18 protein-coding genes and 1 tRNA gene are annotated in these 23,129 nt (G+C 63.9%); 9 read left to right on the forward strand and 10 right to left on the reverse strand.

Annotation, left to right across the window (positions count from 1 at the left end):
* Nucleotides 1–15 precede the first annotated feature (15 nt).
* The gene (locus ABZ728_RS20015) at nt 16–231 is read right to left on the reverse strand and encodes a zinc-finger domain-containing protein (RefSeq protein WP_366658116.1); all 216 of its coding nucleotides are present in this window, start codon (nt 229–231) and stop codon (nt 16–18) included.
* 302 nt (nt 232–533) lie between these two features.
* Between ABZ728_RS20015 and ABZ728_RS20020 the strand changes: the two genes are divergently transcribed.
* The 4 genes from ABZ728_RS20020 to ABZ728_RS20035 all read left to right on the forward strand — a co-directional run bounded on the left by ABZ728_RS20020 (nt 534) and on the right by ABZ728_RS20035 (nt 3,359).
* Nucleotides 534–1,550 carry an ABC transporter ATP-binding protein gene (locus ABZ728_RS20020; RefSeq protein WP_366658117.1) on the forward strand — a complete coding sequence of 339 codons (1,017 nt, stop codon included), beginning with the start codon at nt 534–536 and terminating at the stop codon, nt 1,548–1,550.
* Nucleotides 1,551–1,579: 29 nt separating this feature from the next.
* Nucleotides 1,580–2,665, forward strand: coding sequence for an alpha/beta fold hydrolase (locus tag ABZ728_RS20025; RefSeq protein WP_366658118.1), 1,086 nt, complete (start codon nt 1,580–1,582; stop codon nt 2,663–2,665).
* A gap of 134 nt (nt 2,666–2,799) precedes the next feature.
* Nucleotides 2,800–3,180 (forward strand): hypothetical protein, encoded by a 381-nt coding sequence (locus ABZ728_RS20030; RefSeq protein ID WP_366658120.1) that lies wholly within the window; start codon nt 2,800–2,802, stop codon nt 3,178–3,180.
* Between the two features lie 102 nt (nt 3,181–3,282).
* Nucleotides 3,283–3,359, forward strand: a tRNA-Arg gene (locus ABZ728_RS20035).
* A 54-nt stretch (nt 3,360–3,413) separates the two neighbouring features.
* Here ABZ728_RS20035 and ABZ728_RS20040 read toward each other — a convergent pair.
* The 3 genes from ABZ728_RS20040 to ABZ728_RS20050 form a co-directional block, all read right to left on the reverse strand.
* On the reverse strand, nt 3,414–3,677 hold the full coding sequence (locus tag ABZ728_RS20040; protein WP_366658122.1) for an SRPBCC domain-containing protein: 264 nt from the start codon (nt 3,675–3,677) through the stop codon (nt 3,414–3,416).
* On the reverse strand, nt 3,667–4,020 hold the full coding sequence (locus ABZ728_RS20045) for a metalloregulator ArsR/SmtB family transcription factor (RefSeq protein WP_366658124.1): 354 nt from the start codon (nt 4,018–4,020) through the stop codon (nt 3,667–3,669). Before ABZ728_RS20045 ends, ABZ728_RS20040 begins: the two co-directional genes overlap by 11 nt.
* A gap of 92 nt (nt 4,021–4,112) precedes the next feature.
* Nucleotides 4,113–6,626 (reverse strand): PAS domain-containing protein, encoded by a 2,514-nt coding sequence (locus ABZ728_RS20050; RefSeq protein ID WP_366658125.1) that lies wholly within the window; start codon nt 6,624–6,626, stop codon nt 4,113–4,115.
* Between the two features lie 372 nt (nt 6,627–6,998).
* Between ABZ728_RS20050 and ABZ728_RS20055 the strand changes: the two genes are divergently transcribed.
* The gene (locus ABZ728_RS20055) at nt 6,999–7,448 is read left to right on the forward strand and encodes a PRC-barrel domain-containing protein (protein ID WP_366658126.1); all 450 of its coding nucleotides are present in this window, start codon (nt 6,999–7,001) and stop codon (nt 7,446–7,448) included.
* 81 nt (nt 7,449–7,529) lie between these two features.
* Here ABZ728_RS20055 and ABZ728_RS20060 read toward each other — a convergent pair whose 3' ends face one another.
* Genes ABZ728_RS20060 through ABZ728_RS20075 form a run of 4 tightly spaced genes read right to left on the reverse strand, consistent with a single transcriptional unit; the run spans nt 7,530 to nt 14,032 of the window.
* Complete coding sequence (locus ABZ728_RS20060; RefSeq protein WP_366658127.1) at nt 7,530–8,996, reverse strand: efflux transporter outer membrane subunit; 1,467 nt, start codon at nt 8,994–8,996, stop codon at nt 7,530–7,532.
* 11 nt (nt 8,997–9,007) lie between these two features.
* Nucleotides 9,008–12,157, reverse strand: a complete 3,150-nt coding sequence (locus tag ABZ728_RS20065) for an efflux RND transporter permease subunit (RefSeq protein ID WP_366658128.1) — start codon at nt 12,155–12,157, stop codon at nt 9,008–9,010.
* The gene (locus ABZ728_RS20070) at nt 12,157–13,326 is read right to left on the reverse strand and encodes an efflux RND transporter periplasmic adaptor subunit (RefSeq protein ID WP_366658129.1); all 1,170 of its coding nucleotides are present in this window, start codon (nt 13,324–13,326) and stop codon (nt 12,157–12,159) included. Before ABZ728_RS20070 ends, ABZ728_RS20065 begins: the two co-directional genes overlap by 1 nt.
* A gap of 37 nt (nt 13,327–13,363) precedes the next feature.
* A complete protein-coding gene (locus tag ABZ728_RS20075) occupies nt 13,364–14,032 on the reverse strand; it encodes a TetR/AcrR family transcriptional regulator (protein WP_366658131.1) in 669 nt (222 codons plus the stop codon).
* A 186-nt stretch (nt 14,033–14,218) separates the two neighbouring features.
* Here ABZ728_RS20075 and ABZ728_RS20080 point away from each other — a divergent pair, with 186 nt between their 5' ends.
* Nucleotides 14,219–14,848 (forward strand): PH domain-containing protein, encoded by a 630-nt coding sequence (locus tag ABZ728_RS20080; protein WP_366658132.1) that lies wholly within the window; start codon nt 14,219–14,221, stop codon nt 14,846–14,848.
* A gap of 37 nt (nt 14,849–14,885) precedes the next feature.
* On the opposite strand, the gene ABZ728_RS20085 is transcribed toward ABZ728_RS20080, so the two are convergent.
* A complete protein-coding gene (locus ABZ728_RS20085) occupies nt 14,886–17,189 on the reverse strand; it encodes a S8 family serine peptidase (protein ID WP_366658134.1) in 2,304 nt (767 codons plus the stop codon).
* Nucleotides 17,190–17,612: 423 nt separating this feature from the next.
* On the opposite strand from ABZ728_RS20085, the gene ABZ728_RS20090 reads away from it, so the two are divergent.
* A complete protein-coding gene (locus ABZ728_RS20090; protein ID WP_366658135.1) occupies nt 17,613–19,607 on the forward strand; it encodes an ATP-binding protein in 1,995 nt (664 codons plus the stop codon).
* A gap of 31 nt (nt 19,608–19,638) precedes the next feature.
* On the opposite strand, the gene ABZ728_RS20095 is transcribed toward ABZ728_RS20090, so the two are convergent.
* A complete protein-coding gene (locus ABZ728_RS20095; protein ID WP_366658137.1) occupies nt 19,639–20,955 on the reverse strand; it encodes an FAD-dependent monooxygenase in 1,317 nt (438 codons plus the stop codon).
* Nucleotides 20,956–21,331: 376 nt separating this feature from the next.
* Here ABZ728_RS20095 and ABZ728_RS20100 point away from each other — a divergent pair, with 376 nt between their 5' ends.
* Together ABZ728_RS20100 and amt are read left to right on the forward strand one after the other, a co-directional pair.
* A complete protein-coding gene (locus ABZ728_RS20100; protein ID WP_366658138.1) occupies nt 21,332–21,670 on the forward strand; it encodes a P-II family nitrogen regulator in 339 nt (112 codons plus the stop codon).
* A gap of 5 nt (nt 21,671–21,675) precedes the next feature.
* The gene (gene amt, locus ABZ728_RS20105; RefSeq protein ID WP_366658139.1) at nt 21,676–23,064 is read left to right on the forward strand and encodes an ammonium transporter; all 1,389 of its coding nucleotides are present in this window, start codon (nt 21,676–21,678) and stop codon (nt 23,062–23,064) included.
* Nucleotides 23,065–23,129 lie beyond the last annotated feature (65 nt).

The following is a 23,129-nucleotide window of genomic DNA, read 5'->3' on the forward strand; positions in this document are numbered from 1 at the left end:
AGACCGGCGCCGATTTCAGCGGTCGGTCGTCTGGTGGATCTCGATCGGTGCCCCGTCCGCCGGCGGTGTGCCCCGAACGAATTCACGGTCGCAGTACCCACATGTCACGGACCGGCTGGATCCGAAAGTATAATAGACCAACGGATGGCCAAGGGCGCCGCCGCCGCCGTCGCAGCCAACGCTCTCGGTGTCTTCATCGACATAGATAATTTCAGGCGCATCGATCGGCATCGTCACATGTCCCCCAATAGAGTCGGCATCGGCAGTGCCCGTTCCCGATCCCCTTTAAATAGCGTCGATGCCGTCGGCGATTCAAGCACGGTCGTGATTTCCGGCAGGCTGTCCGTGTCCAGCACCGGTAGAAGGCCGGTTGACGGGCAACGTGTGATACCCATTTAATGGTTCCGTCTGCGGACGCGATATTCGATCGGCCGCCGTCAGAGCCGATACCTGCAGGACCCGCACCAGAGGGGCCGATGCCCCGAGTTCAGCCGAGAATTCGGACCCCGAATCCAGTTGATGAGACCGCAAAAATGGCCGTAGCAGAATCCGTCCTATCCAACGCGACCGCGTCGCCCGAAGCCAGAGCGACAGAGGCCGGTGGTCTGCCGGTCAATGCCGTCAGCGTTTCAGGTCTTGAGAAGACCTACCGCGCCAGCGGCAAGTCGCCGGCGAAAGTCGCGCTCAAGGGCATTGATCTCGACATCCCCCGGGGTCAGATTTTCGGGCTGCTGGGGCCGAATGGCGCCGGAAAATCGACCCTGATCAATATTCTGGCCGGTCTGGTCATGAAAACCGCCGGCACGGCGTCGATCTGGGGTTACGATATCGACCGCGATCCCCGGCATTCACGGTCGGCGATTGGCGTCGTGCCTCAGGAACTCAACATCGATCCGTTCTTCACGCCGCGCGAACTGCTCGATCTGCAGGCCGGCCTCTATGGTGTGCCAAAGCGCGAACGGATCACCGACGAACTGCTGGAAGCCGTGGGCCTCGCCGACAAGGCCACCGCCTATGCCCGAACGCTGTCCGGAGGCATGCGGCGGCGGCTGATGGTCGCAAAGGCCATGGTGCATTCGCCGCCGGTGCTGGTGCTGGACGAACCCACGGCCGGCGTCGACATCGAACTGCGTCAGTCGCTCTGGACACACGTCCGTAGCCTCAACAGGACGGGAACGACCGTTCTTTTGACGACGCATTATCTCGAAGAAGCGCAGGAGCTGTGCGACCACATCGCGATCATCAACCATGGCGAGGTCGTCGCCAACGATACGACCGGCAACCTGCTGGCGCGTCTCGACAACAAGACGATCACGATCCATCTGACCGACACGCTGGATGCCGTGCCCGCCGGGCTGGCGGATTTCCAGGCCGAACTGTCGGCGCCCGACCGTCTGGTGATCCGGTATCAGCCCAGCCAAACGCGGCTCGGCGATATCCTCAATGCAATGCATGACAGCGGTGTCCGGGTCACTGATCTGACCACCGAGGAAACCGATCTTGAGGATATCTTTCTTCAGCTGACCCGGCCCGCACCGGCTGCAACGTGACGGGGAAGTGACGGGGACGTAACGGGCATATGTGCGCCGCAATCTGGCCGAGCTTCCGGCGGATCGCCACGCTGATCGTCGTCCTGGCCGCAGGCACCGCCGTGGCGGCCTGCGGTGACAGGCTGCGCATGGGGTTGCCGTCGGGGCCGCCGGCTTTGGTCGACAGCGCCGTCGTGGCGGCCGACGGAACCGATCTGCCGCTGCGCCGATGGTTGCCGGACGACGGCCGGCCACCGCGGGCCCTCATACTGGCGCTTCACGGGTATAATGATCACGCCAATGCTTTCGATTCGGCTGCCTCGTACTGGGCCGACCGTGGAATTGCGACTTTCGCTTATGACCAGCGCGGCTTCGGGCGGCACGACAGCCGGGGCATCTGGTCGAGCGTCGAAGCGCTGAGTTCGGACGCCGCCGCCGCATTGTGGCTCCTGCACGACGCATACCCAAACACTCCGCTGTATCTGCTCGGCCACAGCATGGGCGGTGCCGTTGCCATGACGGTGGCCACAGGGACCGGCTCACCGGGACTGACCGGGCCGCCGCTCGATGGCGTCATCCTCGTAGCGCCGGCGATATGGGCGCGTGAGACCATGCCGGGCTATCAGCGTCTCGCGCTTGAGATTGGCGCCCTCACCGTCCCCGGCCTGCGGGTCAGCCCGGACGGTCTCGGCATCGTGCCGTCGGACAATCTGGAAATGCTGCGGGCGCTGGGCCGGGACCCCCTGGTCCTCAAAAACTCCCGGATCGACGCTCTCGACGGACTGGTGACGTTGATGGACCGCGCCTATCGCTCGGCGCCCGATGTGCCGACCTCGACCCTCATGCTTTATGGCGACCGCGAGGAGGTCGTTCCGCTCGACACCGTCGACCTGATGCTCGCACGCCTCCAGCCGGGGCGATTTACACTCGCTTTTTACGAGAACGGCTATCACATGCTGCTGCGCGACCTGCAGGCCAGGATCGTCTGGGACGATATTCTGGCCTGGATCGTGACGGTCGGCGGCCCGCTGCCGTCCGGCGCCGACCGGCGTGGCGACGAGCGACACAGTGCCCTGTTCGACGGACGATCGGTACAGACGGCTGGGCCAATCGGACGGACGGAAGCGAACGACTGAGCCGAGCGGCATCCCCCACCGCCCATTCCCGAGAACCGGAGACTGGACAGCCGTGGGCGATCTGGGGCAAGACGGATGACGAGGCAGCCATCATGAGCGGCCCAGGACCGAGCGACAACATCCGAGATGGCCGAATGACAGAAGCGCGCCCGACCTTCGAAACCGAAGCCGACCCTGACGAACGGCGTTGGCACCGGCCCTATGTTTTCGGTGCCCACACCATACAGGTTCCGCTGACGGCGACGCTGATCCGGTCGGAAATCCGCGACCAGTCCAGCGTCAAGGGCGGTCAGCGCAAGGGCGTCCTGCGCACCACGCGCAAGCGCCTCGCTGCCCAGCTCAAGCACGGCCAGGATGGGCTTTCGCCGCAAGCCAGAGCCGAGATGGAATGGAACGCCTTCATTCTCCTGATCGATGACGCCATCGCCAACCGGCATGTGGCGATCCGGAATAACCCCGATCTGGTCGAGGAAATCGCCGCCGATCCCCGTCTCGTCCCGCCGGACGAGACCTGATAACAGAACGTCGGATTCGGGATATTTGGGGGTTGGCAGACGGCCGCCGCTTGGAGTAGTGTCCGCTCATCCTGGCGTCGGCGGCACTCCCGTCTCGTTTAAGGACCCGTAGCTCAGCTGGATAGAGCGCTGCCCTCCGAAGGCAGAGGTCACAGGTTCGAATCCTGTCGGGTCCGCCAAGGAATTTCATAAGTTAGCAGTCGCAATGGCCGTGTCGGTGAGTTTGTGTGCACTCACGTTTCACAGGCAGATCCAGCTGATCGTTCTTGGCTACAGGTTTCGCGCCAGGGCGTCGAGTTGATCGATGCAGGTCGACCAGCCGTCGAAGAACCCCATCTCTTCATGCCTGACCCGGTCGGCGCCCTGGCCACCTGATAGGGTGCCGGCGCGAACCAGCGTTTCAAATTGGCGGGATCGGTCCAGGCCTGCCAGAGTTGCGCGGGACTCGCCGTGACATCGCGCTCCAGCAACAGATCCAGTTCAGGATCAAGTTTCATCGTCGACTCCGTTCTCGATCGGTTGAGTGTTAGCCGCGGCCGCTACAAATGCATCCAGCCGGTCCAACCGCCCCTCCCAGGCCCTGCGCTGACCACCCAGCCAGTCTTCGGCCATTTTTGCCGTTTCGGCCTTCAGGCGACAGGTCCGGACGCGGCCTGATTTCGACGTCTCGATCAGGTCGCTACCCTCAAGCACCCGCAAGTGCTTGAGAAAGGTCGGCAACGCCATGTCATGTGGCGCGGCCAGTTCTGTCACGCTTGCCGGCCCCACGCACAAACGCTGCACCACGGCCCGCCTTGTCTCGTCGGAAAGAGAATGAAAAATCGCATTCAGGTTAGCCATTCAGCTAACCAACAACGCCGACGAGATCGCGTCAAGAAACTTAGCCGGGCGGCTATCTTTTTTCCTCCTGTGGGCAGAATGCGCCACATCGGCTATTCGTCAAGCACTGCGCGAACCTTCAATGCGAGATCCTGGCGCCGATAGGGTTTGCCGAGCAGGTGGACACCCCGGTCGAGCCGTCCGTGATGAAAAATCGTGTTCTCGGTATAACCGGACGTGAACAGCACCCTGATCTCCGGAAGCATCACCCTTGCAGCGTCGGCCAGTTCCTTGCCGTTCAAGCCACCGGGCATGATCACGTCGGTAAAAAGCAGATCGAACGGGTCACCCTGTTTCAGCAGGTCCAGGGCCGCGGCACCAGTGCCGGCGCTCGTTACTGCATAACCAAGCCCCTCCAGCTGCGAGACCAGATGCTCGCAGACGAGATTGTCGTCCTCAACGACCAGAATTCGTTCCGTGCCGACTGGTACGGACACGCCGCCTGCATTCGGGACGGCCTCGTCACGGGTGGCGACGGATCGTGGAAAATAAAGCCGAACCGTTGTCCCCTCCCCGAGTTCCGAATAAATCGTGGCGTGGCCGCCCGATTGTTTCGCAAAACCGTAGACGAGGCTGAGCCCCAGACCGCTGCCCTTGCCCACCTCCTTGGTGGTGAAGAACGGCTCGAACGCGCGCGCCACGACCTCCGGCGCCATGCCTTCGCCCGTGTCCGAAACGGCGACCATGACATAGGCCCCCGCCTCGACCTCGTCATGCCGGGCCGAGTAGCGCTCGTCGAAATGGCAGTTGGCGGTTTCGATCGTCAGACGGCCGCCGTCGGGCATGGCGTCGCGGGCATTGATGGCAAGGTTCAATATGGCCACTTCGAGTTGGCCGGGATCAAGTTCAGTCGTCCAGAGGTCGCGGGCGGCGACCAGATCGATGTTGATGTTTTCCCGTAATGTGCGCCGCAGCAGCCCGTCCATACCGGATATCAGCTGATTGAGGTCGGTTTCGGCCGGCTGCAGCGGCTGCCTGCGAGCGAAGGCCAGAAGCCGGTTGGTCAGTTCCGCACCGCGTTCGGCCGCCGAGGCGCTCATATCGGCCATCCGCCTCTCCACGGGCCGATCCGCCAGCATCTCGCTCAGGACCTCGGAATTGCCCAGAATGACGGTCAGGAGGTTGTTGAAATCGTGGGCAACCCCTCCGGTCAGCTGCCCTATGGCATCGAGGCGCTGCGACTGGCGAAGCTGATCTTCGATCTGCTTCTGATGGGTGACGTCGACCATGCTGCCGATCATGCGGATGACCGTCCCCGAACCGTCGCGCACGAACGTACCCCGGTCCTCGATGTGGGCATAGCTGCCGTCCCCACGCCTGAAGCGGTACGCCGCCTGCCACGATGTGGCACCCTCGGCGATCAGCCGTGCCTGGTCGGAAAGGACGCGTTCCCGCTCGTCGGGGTGCAGGTGATCGGACCACGTGGCGCGGCCGGATCTGAAATCCCCCGGATCAAGGCCAAAGCGCTCCCTGATCCCGTCGCTGCACCAGACCGTGCCGGCAATCATGTCATAGTCCCAGACGACGTCACTGGTCGCCTTGACCACGACGCTGAAACGTTCATCCGCCGATCTGAGGGCCGTGATGTCCATCTGCGTCAGCACCAGGCGAGTGTCGGACGCGTTCACATCCGGGATCAGCATCTTGACGTAAAGCCGAAGCCGCTGTCCGTTGAGATCGGTGGTATCGCTTTCGGATTCGAATTCCCGCTTGCCGGCCATGAAGGCAGCCATTGCCTGCGCGAACAGGGCCATCGACGCCGGCTTCTCGATCACATCGGTATGTTGTGACAGCAGTTCCCGCGACGACCGGGCGCCGAACAGCCGAGCGCCGGTTCTGTTGACATTGTGAACACGAACCTCGTGGATCGCCGCAGTGACGAAACCCGGATGCCGGGCGAAATAGTCGGCAAAATCCGTAACGCCGGCTTCGCGCAGCGCCAGCAGCATCGCCTTCACTTCCGCCCAATCCTCTTCCCAGATGAGAACGGGGACGTGATCGTAGATGGATCGGTAATGCGCCTCACTCTTGCGCAGCGCTTCCAGTTCACCGGCCCGTTCGGCCGCCGGCCGGGACGCCAGCGCCAGACCACCGCCGATGCCGGTGGGGCTGCTGTCGTCATCGATCGGGCTGAAGCTGAACGCCTGCCAGCCATTCGCCGCCAGTGCCTCCGGGACCTCCGGCGCACCGACATCCGGCGCCGGCCCGGCAGCCACGAGCCGGTCCAGAAACGGGCCGAGCGTGGGCCAGGCGGCTTCCCAGACCGCGCGCGCCGGCTTCCCCAGAGCGTCCGGGATGGCCTCGACGCCAGACTCGTCGGCTGCGAATATCTCGGCGAAAGCATCGTTATACAGGCAAATCCGGTCGTCACCCCAGAAGATGAACGCCGGTTGCGGAATGTTCAGCACCAGCCTGACCGCGGTCCGCAGCCCCTGCGGCCACGCCGCCGGAACTCCCAGTGATGTCGCCGCCCAATCATACCCTCTGATGCGCGCGCCCATCTCACCGCCGTTCTGAATGAACGAGGGATGCGTGTCGTCATTCGCTTGGTCTCGGGTGACTGCCACTCAATCGTCCCTTCGCGGGCGGGCTGACTCTTCGACAGTAGCTATGCGTCTTCCTCTCCTCACAGGCTCTGCGGCGTCCTCGACGATTCACCGCCGGCGCGAACCCCTCACGGTAATTCGACGCCCCCTGTTCGAAGCGATCCAAGGGCGTCGCAACGACCCGCTGGGAGGATGCCACATCCCGGCGTAGTGCTGCACGCGCTTTCCAGTCTCTCCGCACAATCACCGACCGCTCCGGGGTTGCCGGAGGGGGTCTGCTTCAAGTTTCACAGCCGTGATCGGCTCTCCCAATTCGGCGAAATCGCGACTCATGCTGGAACATCGAACGCCCGCCATTGTTGACGGTACACACCAAAAGGAAGAGAGACATCCATGAAACGTACTTTTACAGCACTTGCGATGATCGGCATTCTTGGTGCCGCATCGGCATTTGCGCAGGATACAGTCGATCGGGAGAACCTCATCCGCACGGGTGACATCACCGGCGGCGCGATTTACACGACCAATCAAGCCTATGATGAAGGATCCTGGGGAACGCCAGGAGAAGACTATCGTTGGGGTTGGTCGGGCTATGACAGCGTCGACTCCAACTGGAACGAGATCGGTGAAATCCGGGACGTGGTTCTCGACACTTCGGGGCAGATGATCGGCATCGTCGCCGAGATCGGCGGCTTTCTGGATCTCGGCGACAAACATGTCTTTCTGCCCGTCGAGGATGTCGATCTCGTCGCCGTCGACGATGCGGAATATGTGTTCATTACGCGACACTCGGAAGAGGAACTCGAGTCGCTTGAGAGCGTCGACGACTCCTGGTGGGAATAGCAGGCGGCGACGGTCTCAATGACAATGGCTACCGGTGGAGGGCTTCTGACCTGCGTCGCAGGCTGCCGCCCCCATCAGCCTTCAACTCGACGGTGCGGCCGCGATAGCGGGCGCCGCACCGTCCCAACCGCCGCCCAGCGCCTTGTAAAGCTGGATCATCGACCGCGACAGAGCCTCTTCCGCTTCGGACAGGCTCTGCCGCGCCGTCGATAATTCACGTTGAGCATCGAGCACTTCAAGAAAACTCGACAGCCCCTGTTCGAACAGATCCGTGGCCGTCGTAACCGCCCGTTGCGAGGATGCCACGTTCCGGCGTAGTGCTGCCCGCCTTTCCAGGGCCTCGTCATAGTCGATCAGGGCGTTCTCGACCTCCTGCATCGCCGTCAGAATCCGGCTGCGATACGAAAGAAGCGCCTGCTCGACGCGTTCCTCGGCGGCGTCGACGGCTGCCTGCCGGCTGCCACTGTCGAAAATCGGGATCGACAGCGCGGCACTGACAGCTGACGTCAGCGTTTCCACGATCGATCCGGTCCCAAGGCCGGCGGCGGAAAGCGTGATCGAGCCGGGGATGGTAAGGCTGGGATAAAGGTCGGCGATCGCCACGTCAGTCTGGGCGACCGCCGCGACCAGATCCTGTTCCGCTGCCCGAAGATCGGGACGCCTGCGAAGCAGATCGGCCGGAATGCCGATATCGGGCCCCGCGTCGGAGACGGGAACCGGTGCCGCATCGATCAGGCGGTTGCGCAGCGCGCCCGGCGGCCGGTCGAGAATGACGGATATCTGGTTGATCAGTCGCTCGATCTGCGCCGTCTGAGCCGGCCGCTGCGACTCCAGTTGGGCGACGGCGGCGTTGGCCCGTTCAGCGTCGACCACGGTGGCAATGCCGGCATCGGCCTGTTCACGGACCAGATCGCGGGTACGGCGCTGCAATCTGAGGGACTGTTCGGTCAGCGCCAGCCGTTCCTGCGTCGCCCGAAGGCGTACATAGGTATCTGCGAGCTCGGCATAGAGCGACACCATGACATCGCGGTATCGCTCCTCTTCCGCCCGAACGCCAGCCTCGGCCGCATCGATCGACCGGCGGGTGCCGCCAAACAGATCGGCCTCCCACACGGCATCGAATCCGGCCTCGAACAGGCCCTGATTGGTGGGCGACCGACCGGAATCGATGGCAACATCCGACGTCGCCCCCGCCGACGTTCCGGCATCGAGCGACGGCCAGAGGCCAGAGCGGCTTTGACGCGCCATGGCCCGTGCCTCGCGCACCCGGCTTTCAGCAATCCGGATATCAGTATTGGCCGCCGCGGACTCCTCGATCAACGCGGTCAGCACCGGGTCGTCGAAGGACTGCCACCACCGCACCATATCCACCGGCGCTTCGGTAGGAATCGCGGCGCGGGCGTCGACATAGGACGCCGGCACCGCTGGCGACGGGGTCGACGTTTCGGCGCCAAATCCCGCACATCCGGCCAGCAGAACCATTGACGCGACGGCGGGCAGCGCCCGGTATCCACGCCGAACCGGCCGGTAGGTCGCTTTATCGGTCATAACCTTGATCCTTATTCGGCCGGGACGACGCCGGGCCGCCCTTCGGTGTGGGTATTTCCCTGATCCGGCTGGTCCGCTGCCGCCTCCTGTTCCTTCAGTCGCTCGGATATCCAGTTCGTCGGCCGCGTATAGCCAGCCATCAGCTTGTAGAGGACAGGGGTCAGGAACAGCGTGAACGCGGTGGCGAACAACATGCCGCCGATGATGACCAGACCGATGGTGCCGCGGCTTTCGGCACCCGCGCCACCGGCTCGCACCAGCGGGATGGCCCCGAACACCTGCGCCAGGGTCGTCATCAGAACCGGCCGCAAACGCAGCACGGCGGCATCGATCGACGCCTCGCGCACCCCCTGGCCGCGATCGCGCAGCTGGTTGGCGAACTCAACCACCAGAATACCGTTCTTCGCCATCAGCCCGATCAGCAGGATGATTCCGACCTGACTGTAGATGTTGAACGAGTACCCGGCGAAGAACAGCGCGATCATGGCGCCGGTCACCGCCAGCGGCGTCGAGATCAGGATGATGGTCGGATGGACGAAGCTCTCGAACTGGGCGGCCAGAACCAGGAATACCAGCAGGAACGCCAGCCCGAAGGTCAGGTAGATCTGCGCCGATCCGTCCATGAACTCCTGCGATTGACCGAGATACGAGGTCCGGACGTCCGATGGCAGTTCCTCGACCGCAATCTGGTCCAGGTAGCTCAGCGCCGATCCCATATCGTAACCCGGCGCAAGCCCCGCCTGCAGAGTGATCGCGGGCAGCCGGTCAACGCGGCCCAGCGACGCTGCGGCGCCGACCTCTTCCATCGTGACCACGGACGACAACGGCACCAGATCGCCGTCGCCGGTGCGAATGAAGAACCCGCCGACATCGTCCAGGCCGGCGCGGAGGCTGCGCGGCGCCTGCATGATGACATCGTATTCCTGGCCACCGTCGATATAGCTGGTGACATCGGTTGCGGCGAGCAGAACCTGCAGCGTCCGCCCGATCTGGTCCACGGAAATGCCCAGCGCCGCCGCCCGGTCGCGGTTGACCGACACCTCGATCTGCTGGCGCGTCCGTTCGAAATCGATGCGCGGATTGACCAGCGCGGGATTTTCGCGCGCCCTTTCCAGCATGGCCTGGGCGTGCACTTCCAGTTCCTCGTAATCAGAGCCGCCCAGGACATACTGCACCGGCTGGTCGAAGCCGCCCTGACCCAGGCCGGGCGGCGCGATCGGGAACGATTGCACCTCGGGGATGGACAGCAGACCCGGCATGAGCCGGCCAATGATCTCCTGCTGGCCGACATCCCGGTCGGCCCAGTCGGCCAGTCCAACGATGGTAAAGCCGATATTGCCGCCAATGCCGACGACCGAGAAGACGCTGTCGGCCAGGCCTTCCTCGACCAGCGGCAGCGCCACCGATTCCACCCGCCGGACGCCCTGGTCGATGAACTCCGGCGTCGCGCCCTCCGGCCCGATGGAGGGAATGATCACGATGCCGCGATCCTCCGTCGGCGAAAGCTCCTGCGGAATTGCCATGAAGAACAGCACGACGATCGCCGCACCGAACAAACTGACGCCGATGACCGATACGGGGCGATCCACCGCCCAGGTCACGGCCGCCCGATAGTACCGCTGCATACCCGGCTCGGCATCCCGGCGGTCACCCTCGGCGTTCTGGTGACGGGCCAGTGCCTTGCGGTTTGGCTTGAGCCACTTGCTCGCCATCATCGGCGCCAGCGTAAGCGCCACGAAGGTCGAAAACACGACCGCCGCCGCCATGACGATACCGAACTCGGCGAACAGTCTGCCGACGCTGCCGTCAAGAAACGAGATCGGTATGAACACCGATATCAGGGTGACGGAGGTCGCCAGCACCGCGAAGCCAACCTCGCGCGTGCCGCGCACCGCCGCGACCAGCGCCGGCTCGCCTTCATCGACGCGGCGCTGGATGTTCTCCAGTACGACGATGGCATCATCGACCACCAGGCCGATCGCCAGCAGCAGTGCCAGCAGCGTCAGGACGTTGATCGAATAGCCCAGCGCCGCCATGGCGATGAACGCCCCGATCAACGAGACCGGGATCGTCACGGCCGGGATCAGCGTGGCCCGGGGCGATCGCAGGAAGGCAAGAATGACAAGAACGACAATGATCAGCGCTTCGATGAAGACCTTGATCACCGCATCGATCGATGACGAAACGAAAATGCTTTCGTCATAGGCCACCTCCAGCGTCACGCCGTCGGGCAGAGTGGGCCCGATCGCCTCGACCTCCGCCCGGACAGCGTCAGCGACCTCGATCGTGTTGGACTGGCTCTGGCGCACGACGCCGATGCCGACGCCGGTACCGCCATTGATGCGCACCTGTGTGCTATCGTCCTCGACGCCCCGCTCGACCCGCGCGACGTCACGGAGCCGCAGCGGTGCCCCCTCGTGTTCGCGCAGGACCAGATCACCGAATTCTTCGGCCGTCGACAGCCGCGTCACGGTTCGCACGGTGAGTGACCGGGCTTCGGTGCGGATCTGGCCCGCAGGCAGTTCGACATTGTTGGCCCTGAGCGCCTGCTCGATATCCTGAACGGTGACACCGGTCGCCGCCATCGAGACCGGGTCGAGCCAGATACGCATGGCATAGCGCCGCTCGCCGCCGACCATGACGTCGGCGACGCCGTTGATCGTCGAAAGCCGGTCCACCACGAAACGGTCGGCATAGTCCGACAGGAAATCGGCCTCGTAGCGCTGCGAGGTCAGCGAAATCCAGATCATCGGCTGACTGTCCGACGACGACTTCGTGACCTGCGGCGAGTTGGCGTCTGAGGGCAACTGGGACTGGACACGCGAAACCGCGTCGCGAATATCCGATGCGGCGGAATCGAGGTCGCGATCGATGCCGAATTCCAGCGAAATCTGGCTGTTGCCGTCGCGCGACGTGGATTCCATCGAGGCAATCCCCTCGACGGTCGCAAGCGAACGTTCGAGCGGTTCGGTAACCTCGTTGGACACCACTTCCGGTGCGGCACCGGGATAGGCCGTGGAGACGGAAATGACCGGCGGGTCAATGTCCGGATACTCGCGAATCGGCAGTGAGGACGAGGCAAACAGGCCAAGGACGACAATCACCGCGCTCATGACGATCGCCAGGACCGGGCGTTTTACACTGATATCGGAGAGTACCATTACCGGGCCTCCGACACTTGCGGACCCGCTGGTCCGCCGCCGGCGCCATCATCTTCGGAGTCGGCGTCGATGAGCATGACTTGCCCACCATCGCGGGCCCGCGTCTGACCGGCAACGATGATGCTGGCGTCGGCGGCGACATCGCCCCTGACAGCGACCCAGCCGTCGGCGCGCTGGATGATATCGACCGCGATCTGATGGGCGACGTTCTCACCATCGACGCTGAAGACGAAGGCGTCCCCACCCTGAACGACCAGCCCATCCTCGGGCACCGCGATATGGGTTTCCGGCGTCAGCGCCAGATCGATGGTCAGGAACATGCCGGGCCGCAGGAGGTTTTCCGGATTCTCCAGAGTCGCCTCGACCGTCAGGGTGCGCGTCTGCTCGTCGACGCGGCCGCCGAGCGCGGAAACCGTGCCCTCGAAGGTGGTTTCGGCATATGCGGAAGATCGGGCGGTCAGTTCCGTTCCCTCTGAAAGGCCACCAATGAACCGCTCGGGGACGCTGAACGTGACCTTGGTCCGCGTCCGGTCATCGAGCGTGGTCAAAAGGGTGTCCGGCCCGACCATGGCGCCGCTACTCGGGCCGATCAATCCGACCGTGCCATCGAACGGCGCCGTAATGCGGGTGTTCCTCAAGGCGAATTCAGCCGATGCGACCTGTGCTTCCGCCACCGCCAGTTCGGCCGCGTATTGCTCGATCTGAGCCTGCGGGACCGAACCCGACGCCGCGCGATTTCGCTCGTACCGGCCACGTGCATCGTCGGCACGGGCGCGGGCTTCGGCAAGGCGGGCTTCCTGCTCTGTGCTTTCCACTTCGAACAGAACATCACCGGCGCTGACGGTGTCCCCCGCCTCGACATTCACCGTCACGAGTTCACCGGCTACGCGCGGCAGGATGGTCACGGAGTCGATGGCCCGCGCCGTGCCGACCGACCGGACCCGCTCGACGAAACGCCGCTCGTCCGCGCCGGAGACCAAAACCGGCGTCGGCGGCATGCCACCGCCAGCGCCCATTCCGCCGCCACCCGGACCACCACCGCCGCCCTGTCCGCCGGCAACCAGCATTCCCGCCGGCGAAGGCGGAAGGAAAGCCGAAACGAGCCAGCCCCCGAACGCCCCGGCGACAAGTATCACGACGACAATCATGAGACGCGCAATTGATTTCATTGATATTTTCCTTGATCGATCGGGACGCGCGGCAAAATCAGGTCGCCGGCGGCGCCATCGGGTCGGCAGAGTCAATTCCAGGTGCGGCTTCCTTGATGAACCGCCGCAGAAGGTCACGAAGCCGTCTGCGCATTTTCGCTCCGTCGAGTGGTTCGTCATGCCCGAACCAGGGCCAGATCCGCTGGCCCCGCGTCCCGGTCGCTGCCAGTTCCAGAACCGCCAGCACTGCAAGGGATTCACTGACCGGGTCCATGGGTTCGGATGAATATGTCCGTAATAATTCGCGGATCAAGCCAAAGACCGGTTCCAGCCACTGGCGGATGATGTCGTCGATAAGGTCGGTCGGCGCGGCCATTTCCCAATTGCCGATCTGGACCATCGAGACGCGGCTGCGGTCGGTCGTATGAGGCGCGGTAAGGCTTTCGACCACGTGATCCAGGGCCGCGTCCGGCGTCGGATAATCGCTGATCCGGGCACCGGCCTTTGGCCAGGTCGCGGCAACCTCTTGCGAGACCGCGATCGCAACCGCGCGGTACAGGTCTGCCTTGCCGCCGAAATGATAGCTGACCGCCGCGCCATTGGCTTCGGCGACGCGGCAGATATCCCGCACGGATGCGCCATGATAGCCCCGATCGGCGAACAGATCCCGTGCGGCGTCCATCAATCTTCGGCGCGTGCCGTCGGTTTCCTTCGTATCGTTGGGCACGCTGTTTACGCTCCGTGGCACTGTTCGGATTGCTCTGGGTCAGGGAAGTTGATCGCACTGCAACATAATGTCAATCACTTGTTTCAAACATTTGTTTGAATTTTGACGGCCCCGCCGGAAGCAGACCTTCACGGCAAAGCTGTGATATGTTGACCTTGCAACGCGGGAACAACAGAGAGAAACAAGATGACGGAAACGGCACACCCGTCCGGAGATGGCGCAGGCAGCGACGTGCCTTACCAACGCACACCACAGGAGTCGGTTCGGGGCGGGCCCCAGGGAAGCCAGCAGGCTGAAAGCACACTATGGAAGGGGCATCCTGCGCTGCGGTCGACATTCTATCACTGGATCCTCGCCATCGCCGTGACCTACGGCATCCATCTGGCCTTTCCCTATATCCAGGCTGGTCTGGCGGGCGCGGGAAACGGCCTGCTGACAGAGGATCAAATGGCATCCGTCCTTTACTGGAGCCACCTGCTCTATGCGCTGCCCGCGCTCTATGTCGGGATCAAGACCCTTGCCCGCTTTCTGGTGTCCTACGAACTGACGACCCAGCGGATCATTATCCGCACAGGCCTTCTCGTGCGTCGACGCAATGAAGTCGCCTTGCATCGGATTCGGGATTATCAGGTCGAGAAACCGATCTACTGGGGCATTCTGGGCATCGGATACGCCCTGATTATCAGCCGTGACGAGGCGATCCCCAACCTCAGGATGGGACCGATCCCCCACACGAGCGCGGTTCTCGACCAGATCCGTGAGGCTGCCTTCGCCTATCAACGCGAAATGGGCTACAGGGAATTCGAAAGCTGGTAGTGCGACGGAACCGGCCGTTCCTGATCCGGCACCATGTCTAAAGCCGTGCCGCAAAACGAAGGCGAACCTCCCATTCCGGGGCCGCGTCGATCCTGTGGCCGGCATGCTCCCGGTAGAGGGCGCTGAGCCCGATCGAAGCGCCGGGTGCCAGCGGCGCGCTATAGGACGCTCCCCATCGCGCCTCCCAGCCTGTCGGCCGGGCGTCGAAGAATGCGACCCGATCTTCGATGCCACCCTGTGTCGCTGATGCATGGTCATTCCTGACTCGCGTCACCAGCCGCCCCGGCGCGGACACAGCCCTCAGGGGGGCTTCGAACGACAGGGAGAGCCGGTCGCGCGGTGCCAGCAGGCCGTTGACGGCGGCCTCTGTCGCCACCGACGCGGTTCTTACCGGTCCCAGATCGAGGACCAGCGACGGCCCCGACAGTGATGTCAATGTCGTCCCCGCCGATGCGCCGAAGCTGAAATCGAGGAGCCCGTCAAAATATGTCCGATAGCCAGTGGCGGAAACATAGCCCGTCAGACTGCGGCCCGTCCGTCCCATGGCGCCGGTCATGCGCGTGCCGAGCATCGCACCGTCCTCGGCAATCAGACCACCGCGCACCACATCGGCACCGTCGCCGCGCAGATCGGTAACGCGAAAGGCCAGCCCGTCGGTCCGGCGCCGCGAGTATTCGCCCCGGCCCGTATAGACCCAGCCTTCGATCGACCGGCCATTGGCGAAGCTGAGGCCCATTCCAATCCCCGACGCGCCCTCAACCATCGCGGCAAACGGATCGTCCGCCGATGGGGCGCCCAGAACCGGGTCAGGCAGTGGTGAGTCGAATATGTGGAAGCGTCCGGGGTCATCGGAATGAAGAAAGCCGCCCGTTCCCAACGCCGTCAGTCGGAAACCGTCCCCGAACTCACCTCCACCGTTCGCTCCGGCGGCAGAAGCGGGCGCCCCGCGCTGCGCGTCGAATGTCGCCATCACACCCTCACGCCCTGCCGCGTCCATGAGGCCGCGCAGGCGAAGATTTCCCCGACTTCCGGATACGGCGACGACAGCTCGCGCCTCTCGCCGCCAACCGGCCCGCGTTTCGTGACGGTCCATCAGCGTGGCAATCGACACAGGCGCGCCCTCTGCGACCAGGGACCGGAGATCGAGCTCATAGATCGCACCGTATCTGTCGATGACGACGGTTCGAAACGGCGCAAGGCCGGCATGAAACCCGTCGCCGAAGCTCGGCCCCGGGATGATGCGTGTCCCGGCCAGCGGCGCCGATGCCGGCGTCGATTTCGACGGCGACGAAGGTGTTGGAAGCGCAGGACCCGTGGGTGACTGGGCGGTCGGGGACTCCTGCGGGCCGGGGGATTCCGGCGGCTCGGGAACCGGCACGACCAGCGGCGCCGCAGGAACCAGTGCGGCAGCGATGTCCAGCAGGCCGTTGCCGTGATGCTGCGGGTCGAAGCCGTCGAATTCCGCGTCGGCGGTATCCAATATCTTTCGGGCCGCGGCCTCCGGCGGCAGACCCAGTTCTTCTTCCAGAAGCGCCAGCGCCGCAACGACCCGTGCTGCGGCGATCAATCCCCCACCCCAGCTTTCGTACCGGGAATCGCCGATTTGGGTTCCCATTGGCCAGCCCCGGGGCACAGCACCGGAAACCGGCGATCCCGGTGCTGCCAGACACCACGCCGCCGCTGCGCCGCAAGGTGCTGTCACGAGCGCACCGTCACCATCGACACCGACTGCCGTGATCCAGGAACGACCCAGTTCGGGCAGCAGAGCCGGCATGCCGGCGATCAGATCAATTTCGTCCCATTCCGGCTGGTTCAGCGCCGGCTGGACCACCACCGCGCTGCCTTGAGTCGCACGGATCGCGCTCAACCACACCCGCCAGTCATGCGCGGTCGACCCTGTGGCAGCGGCCAGCCGTCCCGGCAAAATGTCCTCGGCGCGGACTCCGCCACGGGCTCCATTGCCGCGCTCAACCTCCGGCAGGTCGCCGAGACCCATTTCCAGGCCACGGGTCATGAAGACGATTCCGGCATGGTCATAGACGGCGTCAGCAAGAGCCAGCGCCGTCTCGGCCGGATACCCGTCGGGCGTCAGACTTGTTCGATAGATCCCGAGATCGGCTCCTGAGGCCGGCCCCTGAGGGGCGGCCGCTGCCGTTGCCGATCCGGCGGCGACGGTCAGCGCGTGGGTCGCAGGCCGCTCGACAAAGGGATGAATCACCGCTCCGGGGAGACGAAGATCACGGTAGACCCGCCCGGCCAGGGACGGATGCCCGGCATCCACCCCCGGCCCGACCACGGCAATTCGAACATCGTCGGCGCGCTGGCCACGATCCAGGTCCAATCCGGCGCGCTGCCATTCGTCCCGCCAGGCGTTGTCGATTGAAGCCGACGGACTTCCCATCAACGAAAAAAAGACAAGGCAGAACACGATGGAACGACCGGAATCGGTTAGGCAAATACCGTGCAATCTGCGCAATGCGTTTGCCGAAGAAGAACATAACCTATTGTTCGTTCTGCTCATGACCGGGCCAGCTGGATTTTCCGTTCACCAGCCCAGGGCATGCATCTTTGCGTTGAATTTAGCAACCTGAACGAAACAAAAACCCGGACAGCTACACCAATAGGTGCGCCCGAAGCGGTAACATTGCTGGAACGATCGGCGCACAGACGCTAGGGTGCGCAAATGCCTGACGACTTGAACGCAGAACAAACCCCACCGAAGTCCCGCGCGGCGCAGCGCTGCGATACCGGGAACCGGGATGCCATGAGCCCGGACGAAAGCCGAATCGCCGCCGCCCTGGACGGAGCCGGCGACGCAATTGCCATAACCGACCCAGATTTTCGGCTCGTCTACTGCAACGCCGCTTTCCGCTGCCTTTTCAGGCGCCTCCGACCCGACTGGGATCTGAAAAGCAGCGAGCTGCAAACCGGCGCGGACATCGCCGCCATGCTCGGTTCGGACCCGCCACGCCAAGGCCCCGGCGGAGCGGATCGCTGGACCCATGACGCCGTCATTCCCGCCGCTGCCGGCACTGTCCGTCACATCCATGCGCGTATCAGCACGATACCCGAGGACGGCAATGCTCAGCCCGGCCTGCTCCTGATCGTCTCCGACGTCACACCGCAACGGCGGGCCGAGGCATTGCTACAGCGGCGGCTGACGGCCATGGAAACCGCCAGCGACGGCATCATGATCACGAACCGGGCCGGCACGGTTACTTATGCCAATCCGGCCCAATGCAGGATGCTCGGACTCGAGCGCGGCACGATCGAGAACCGGCGGTGGGACGTCTGCCTCAGACCCGCAGAAACCTCGGCTTCAATTCACGCGATCCTGGCGGCCACGAGTGCCGGCGAGGTCTGGCGCGGCGAAATCCCTGCCGTACGTCCCTCAGGCGGACCGCTGGTGGCCGAAACGACGCTGACAGGGCTTGCGGATGGCGGGCATGTCTGGATCCAGCGTGACACGACCGAACGGCACCTCGAATACCGCGAACGCGCCCGCATCCAGCGCCAGTCGCAACAGGCGCGCAAGCTCCAGGCGATCGGTCGCCTGGCGGGCGGAATCGCCCATGATTTCAATAATCTCCTCGCGTCGATCATGGGATATGCGGGTTTTCTGAAGGACGATCTGCAGCCGGCCAGTCAACAGCACGGCTATGTCCGGCAGATCGTCGCCGCCGGAGAACGGGGCCGCGATCTGGTCGACCGGTTGTTGTCCGTCAGCACTCGGCGCAGCGGAGAGCGCCGACCCGTCGACCTGGGCCATGCCGTTCACGAAGCGTTGTCGCTGAGCGGATCGTCGATGTCCGATCGTATCGTCTTGCGCGGACCGATACACCGGAAGCCGGTTTTCATCGACGGAAACGAGACCGAACTGATTCAGGCCGTAATGAATTTGTGCCTGAACGCACGCGACGCCCTTTCAGCCGACGGCGGTCGCGTCGCCGTCAGTCTGGGCGAACGCGACACGGCCGTTCGGCCCAGGCAGCCGGAAATCGACGACGGTCGGCCGCGCGGTAAAGGGCACTGCATCGGATTTGGCGAGCCGGTGGCCGCCAACCGCTATGCCGTCGTCACCGTCGCCGATACCGGCACCGGCATCGCCCCTGAAAATCTGGAAGAGATCGCAGAACCTTTCTACACGACCAAACCGGCCGGCGAAGGCACGGGCCTGGGACTGGCAACGGTGAACGGAATCGTCGCCGCCCACGGGGGCACCGTAACGATCAGGAGCACACTGGGACGGGGAACCGCCGTCGAACTCGTCTTTCCGGCGATCGATTTACCGGGCACGGATTACGAGGCGCGTTCGGGACCGGCCGGCCAGCACGAGGCGGAATTGGGCGCGCCGCAGCCTGCAACGCCGCCCACGCGCGATCTGTCGACCGGCTCGGGCACGATTCTCGTGATCGATGACGACGGCGCCATCGCCGATCTGCTTGCTGATCTGCTTGATCGGCTGGGCGTGGACGCCATCGGCTGCAACGATCCGACCACGGCAATCGATACCATCCGTGAGGCGCCGAATGCCTGGCGCGCGATCGTCGTGGACATGATCATGCCCCGCATGACGGGACTGGAGCTCATCGCCGACCTGCGGCAACACGGTATCGACGTGCCCGCCGTCCTGATCTCCGGTCAACCGCCGGAGGTCGACCGCGATACCCTCGCTGCGCTGAACATCACCGCATTTGCTCAAAAGCCCATACGAACACCTGATCTTCGGCGACTGTTCGGCGGCCGCGATCCGGCCTGACGCCGCAACTTTCACTATCGGGGCGGTCAGGTCACGATGCTGGCAGCAGACCATCCATCAGTGCCGGCCGCTGCGGGCCCGCGAAGCCCATGGCATCCCGGATGATGCGGCGCTTGAGCGGCAGACTGGCATTGATGGCCCCCAGAACGGCGTTGCGGGCAAAACGGACCCCCGGGCGTCGCGTCAGGAACACGCGCAGAAATGTGTCAGTATAAGCGATCGTCTGCAGCGTGTCGAAGCGCCGCCAGCGTTCGTACTGCCTGAGTACGGACAGGCTGCCGATGCCGGCGCCCCCGCGTCCCGTTCCCTCGCGCCTGGCCCCCGCGACAACTTCCGCCAGCGCGGCGGCATCCCGCATGCTCAGATTAAGGCCTTGTGCCGCGATCGGGTGGACGGCATGCGCCGCCTCGCCGGCCAGTGCGATGCCGGGAACGACGTAGCGTTCGGCATGAAGGCCGGAAATCGAATAGGAAAAGCGCTGGCCGTAATGCTCGACGCGCCCCAATCGTCCCGCTGTGCGCCACGCAATCTCGGCGTCGAACCGGTCGTCGGGCAGCGCCAGAAACGCCGGTGCGTCGGCGCGGCGCTCGCACCAGACGATGGCCGAGCGATGACGACCGTCGGCCTCGTCGGTCATCGGCACGATCGCGAACGGACCACCATCCAGCAGATGCTCCACGGCGATGCCCCGATGGGATTTTTCGTGGTGTATGTTGAAAACCAGGGCCGTCTGATCGTAATCCCAGCGCCGCGCGCGGATGCCGGCCGCCTTGCGGACAATCGACCCCCGTCCATCCGCGCCGACCAGAAGGGCGGCCCGGACCGTTCTGCCATCGTCCAGCGAGATGGTGACGCCGCCGTCATCATTCGCGCCGCCAACGTCGATCGCCGTGACCGAGCATGGCGAAAGGTCGAGTGCCCCCGGCAAGGACCGGAACCGCTGGATGAGCGCCCGGCGGATATAGCCATTTTCGACATTGAAACCATAGGGATGATCCCCGATCGCCTCCTGTCCGACCAGGAGATGGATGGGCGAAAAGCGATCGACGACATCGGTGGCCACGATCGGCTGAGCATCGGCGGCCATGCCCTCCCAGGCACCGATCCCCTTCAGGACATTGGCAGATCCATATGTCAGCGCCGTCGTGCGGCCGTCGAAACCGGCTTCCGTCCGCTTCTCGGCGCTTTCGCGGTCGAGCAGGGCGACGCTGACGCCAATCGCTGCAAGCGCCGTCGCCGCCGCCAACCCTGCCGGCCCGCCACCGACGACCGCAACGTCGACCTCGATCCTGTTGCCCCCGCTCTCGGTTGCCCAACGGTGCGCGGTCGAGCCGGTATTTCTGTTCATTTCCCACTGTCCCCATGGTTCAGGCCCGCAAGGGGCACCCGAATTGCCCCAGGCAAGATGGCCCGGCGGACGGCGTCTGTCCAGCAAGGGCGGCGCTCTGCCACGCCTGATCGCTATCACATGCCTAATTTCCAGGCACTGCCCGTTTAATAGGCAGACCGAAGCGGAGGCGATGCGGACAGCTGCGCGCCGCATTTGGACAGTTTGCCGGTTAAGACGCCGATTTTCCTGCCATCCCCGAATTCGGCACACCTTTTGAATTAGCCCTGCCTCGTGTCGCTGTGAACGCAGCGTTGGAAGGTGGGGCCGGGCGCTCCCGATTGAACCTGTTGCCGATCGAACTTTGTAACGGTCCACCAATGAAGGAACCGAACCGATGAAACTCGTGGTCGCCATCATCAAGCCATTCAAGCTCGACGAGGTGCGGGAAGCGCTCACGTCGCTGGGTATCCAGGGCCTCACGGTCAGCGAGGTAAAAGGCTTCGGCCGACAAAAGGGGCAGACGGAGATCTACCGCGGCGCCGAATACTCGGTGAGCTTTCTGCCCAAAGTCAAAATCGAGGTCGTGGTGTCCGACGACCTGACAGACCGGGTCGTCGAGGCGGTGCAGAAGTCGGCCAATACCGGCCGGATCGGCGATGGAAAGATCTTCGTCATGGAAATCACGCATGCGGTGCGGATACGCACCGGAGAGACCAACGCGGAGGCATTGTAATTCAAATGACAATAAGCCTTAAAAAACTTCTCGTGCTCGGGGGCATGGCCGGGCTGGCCGGCGTAACCATGGCCGTGCCCGCGCTGGCCCAGGAAGCCGAGGAAGCGGCCGAAACCGCTGTCACGCTCGGCGTCAATCCGGAAACCGCGTTTGTCTTCAACACATTCGCTTTTCTCGTTTCCGGCTTCCTCGTCATGTTCATGGCCGCGGGCTTCTCGATGCTCGAAAGCGGCCTGGTCCGGTCCAAGAATACGGCCGCCATCTGCCTCAAGAACATTACGCTCTATTCCATCGCCGGCATCATGTACTACCTGATCGGCTACGATCTGATGTACACCGACGTCAGCGGCTATATTGGCAGCCTGTCGCTGCTGTATAATACGTCAGCCGACGAACTGGCCCTGCTGGGCGGCGATGAAGCAGCGCTGGCCGCCGTTGTCGACAACGGCTATTCGGTCATGTCCGACTGGTTCTTCCAGATGGTGTTCGTCGCCACGGCGGCATCCATCGTCTCGGGAACCGTGGCAGAGCGCATCAAGTTCTGGCCGTTCATGATATTCGTCATCATCCTGACCGGCATTCTCTACCCCATCCAGGGCTCCTGGACATGGGGCGGCGGCTGGCTGACGGAAATGGGCTTCAGCGACTATGCCGGCTCCACGATCGTCCACTCGGTCGGTGGTTGGGCAGCGCTGGTCGGTGCCATCATTCTCGGCCCGCGCAGGGGCAAGTACAATGCCGACGGGTCGATCAACCCGATGCCCGGCGCCAATCTGCCGTTGGCCACGCTCGGCACCTTCATTCTGTGGCTCGGCTGGTTCGGCTTCAACGGCGGTTCCGTGTTGGCTCTCGGCAGCGCCGCGGCCGCGGCCGAGATGGCCATCGTCTACGTCAACACCAACCTGGCGGCCGCGGCCGGCGTGACCGCCGCCGTGATCCTCTGCCAGATCATGTTCGGCAAGGTGGATCTGTCGATGGGGCTGAACGGTGCGATCGCCGGTCTGGTCAGCATCACCGCCGGACCCGATCTGACCAACCATTTCCTCGCACTGGTCATCGGGGCCGTGGGTGGCGCCATCGTCGTCTTCGTCGTCCCGCTGCTCGACAAGCTGCACATCGACGATGTCGTGGGCGCGATTTCCGTTCACCTTGTCGCCGGCGTCTGGGGAACCCTTGCCGTCGGAATCTTCGGTGGCGGCAACATCGTGGTCCAGTTCGTCGGCATCATCGCGATCGGAGGCTTCATGATCGTGACCAGCGCCATCATCTGGTACATCCTGAAGCTGACCATGGGCCTGCGGGTCTCCGAAGAAGACGAGGAATCCGGGCTCGACCGTGCGGAACTGGGCATGGAAGCCTATCCGGAATTCGGCTACGGCTCCGCCCGCAGCTGATATCCGACGCTGCCGGCGCGGCTTGGGCCATGCCGGCGGACAAGACAGGAAAGGGGCCGGTGGCA

It is taken from the genome of Fodinicurvata sp. EGI_FJ10296 (assembly GCF_040712075.1).
Taxonomy (GTDB): domain Bacteria; phylum Pseudomonadota; class Alphaproteobacteria; order DSM-16000; family Inquilinaceae; genus JBFCVL01.

Excerpts from the sequence above, each read along its gene's own strand:
- ABZ728_RS20015 (WP_366658116.1), bottom strand. The coding sequence starts at position 231 with ATGCCGATCGATGCGCCTGAAATTATCTATGTCGATGAAGACACCGAG.
- ABZ728_RS20020 (WP_366658117.1), top strand. The coding sequence starts at position 534 with ATGGCCGTAGCAGAATCCGTCCTATCCAACGCGACCGCGTCGCCCGAA.
- ABZ728_RS20025 (WP_366658118.1), top strand. The coding sequence starts at position 1,580 with ATGTGCGCCGCAATCTGGCCGAGCTTCCGGCGGATCGCCACGCTGATC.
- ABZ728_RS20030 (WP_366658120.1), top strand. The coding sequence starts at position 2,800 with ATGACAGAAGCGCGCCCGACCTTCGAAACCGAAGCCGACCCTGACGAA.
- ABZ728_RS20040 (WP_366658122.1), bottom strand. The coding sequence starts at position 3,677 with ATGAAACTTGATCCTGAACTGGATCTGTTGCTGGAGCGCGATGTCACG.
- ABZ728_RS20045 (WP_366658124.1), bottom strand. The coding sequence starts at position 4,020 with ATGGCTAACCTGAATGCGATTTTTCATTCTCTTTCCGACGAGACAAGG.
- ABZ728_RS20055 (WP_366658126.1), top strand. The coding sequence starts at position 6,999 with ATGAAACGTACTTTTACAGCACTTGCGATGATCGGCATTCTTGGTGCC.
- ABZ728_RS20060 (WP_366658127.1), bottom strand. The coding sequence starts at position 8,996 with ATGACCGATAAAGCGACCTACCGGCCGGTTCGGCGTGGATACCGGGCG.
- ABZ728_RS20065 (WP_366658128.1), bottom strand. The coding sequence starts at position 12,157 with ATGGTACTCTCCGATATCAGTGTAAAACGCCCGGTCCTGGCGATCGTC.
- ABZ728_RS20070 (WP_366658129.1), bottom strand. The coding sequence starts at position 13,326 with ATGAAATCAATTGCGCGTCTCATGATTGTCGTCGTGATACTTGTCGCC.
- ABZ728_RS20080 (WP_366658132.1), top strand. The coding sequence starts at position 14,219 with ATGACGGAAACGGCACACCCGTCCGGAGATGGCGCAGGCAGCGACGTG.
- ABZ728_RS20090 (WP_366658135.1), top strand. The coding sequence starts at position 17,613 with ATGAGCCCGGACGAAAGCCGAATCGCCGCCGCCCTGGACGGAGCCGGC.
- ABZ728_RS20095 (WP_366658137.1), bottom strand. The coding sequence starts at position 20,955 with ATGAACAGAAATACCGGCTCGACCGCGCACCGTTGGGCAACCGAGAGC.
- ABZ728_RS20100 (WP_366658138.1), top strand. The coding sequence starts at position 21,332 with ATGAAACTCGTGGTCGCCATCATCAAGCCATTCAAGCTCGACGAGGTG.
- amt (WP_366658139.1), top strand. The coding sequence starts at position 21,676 with ATGACAATAAGCCTTAAAAAACTTCTCGTGCTCGGGGGCATGGCCGGG.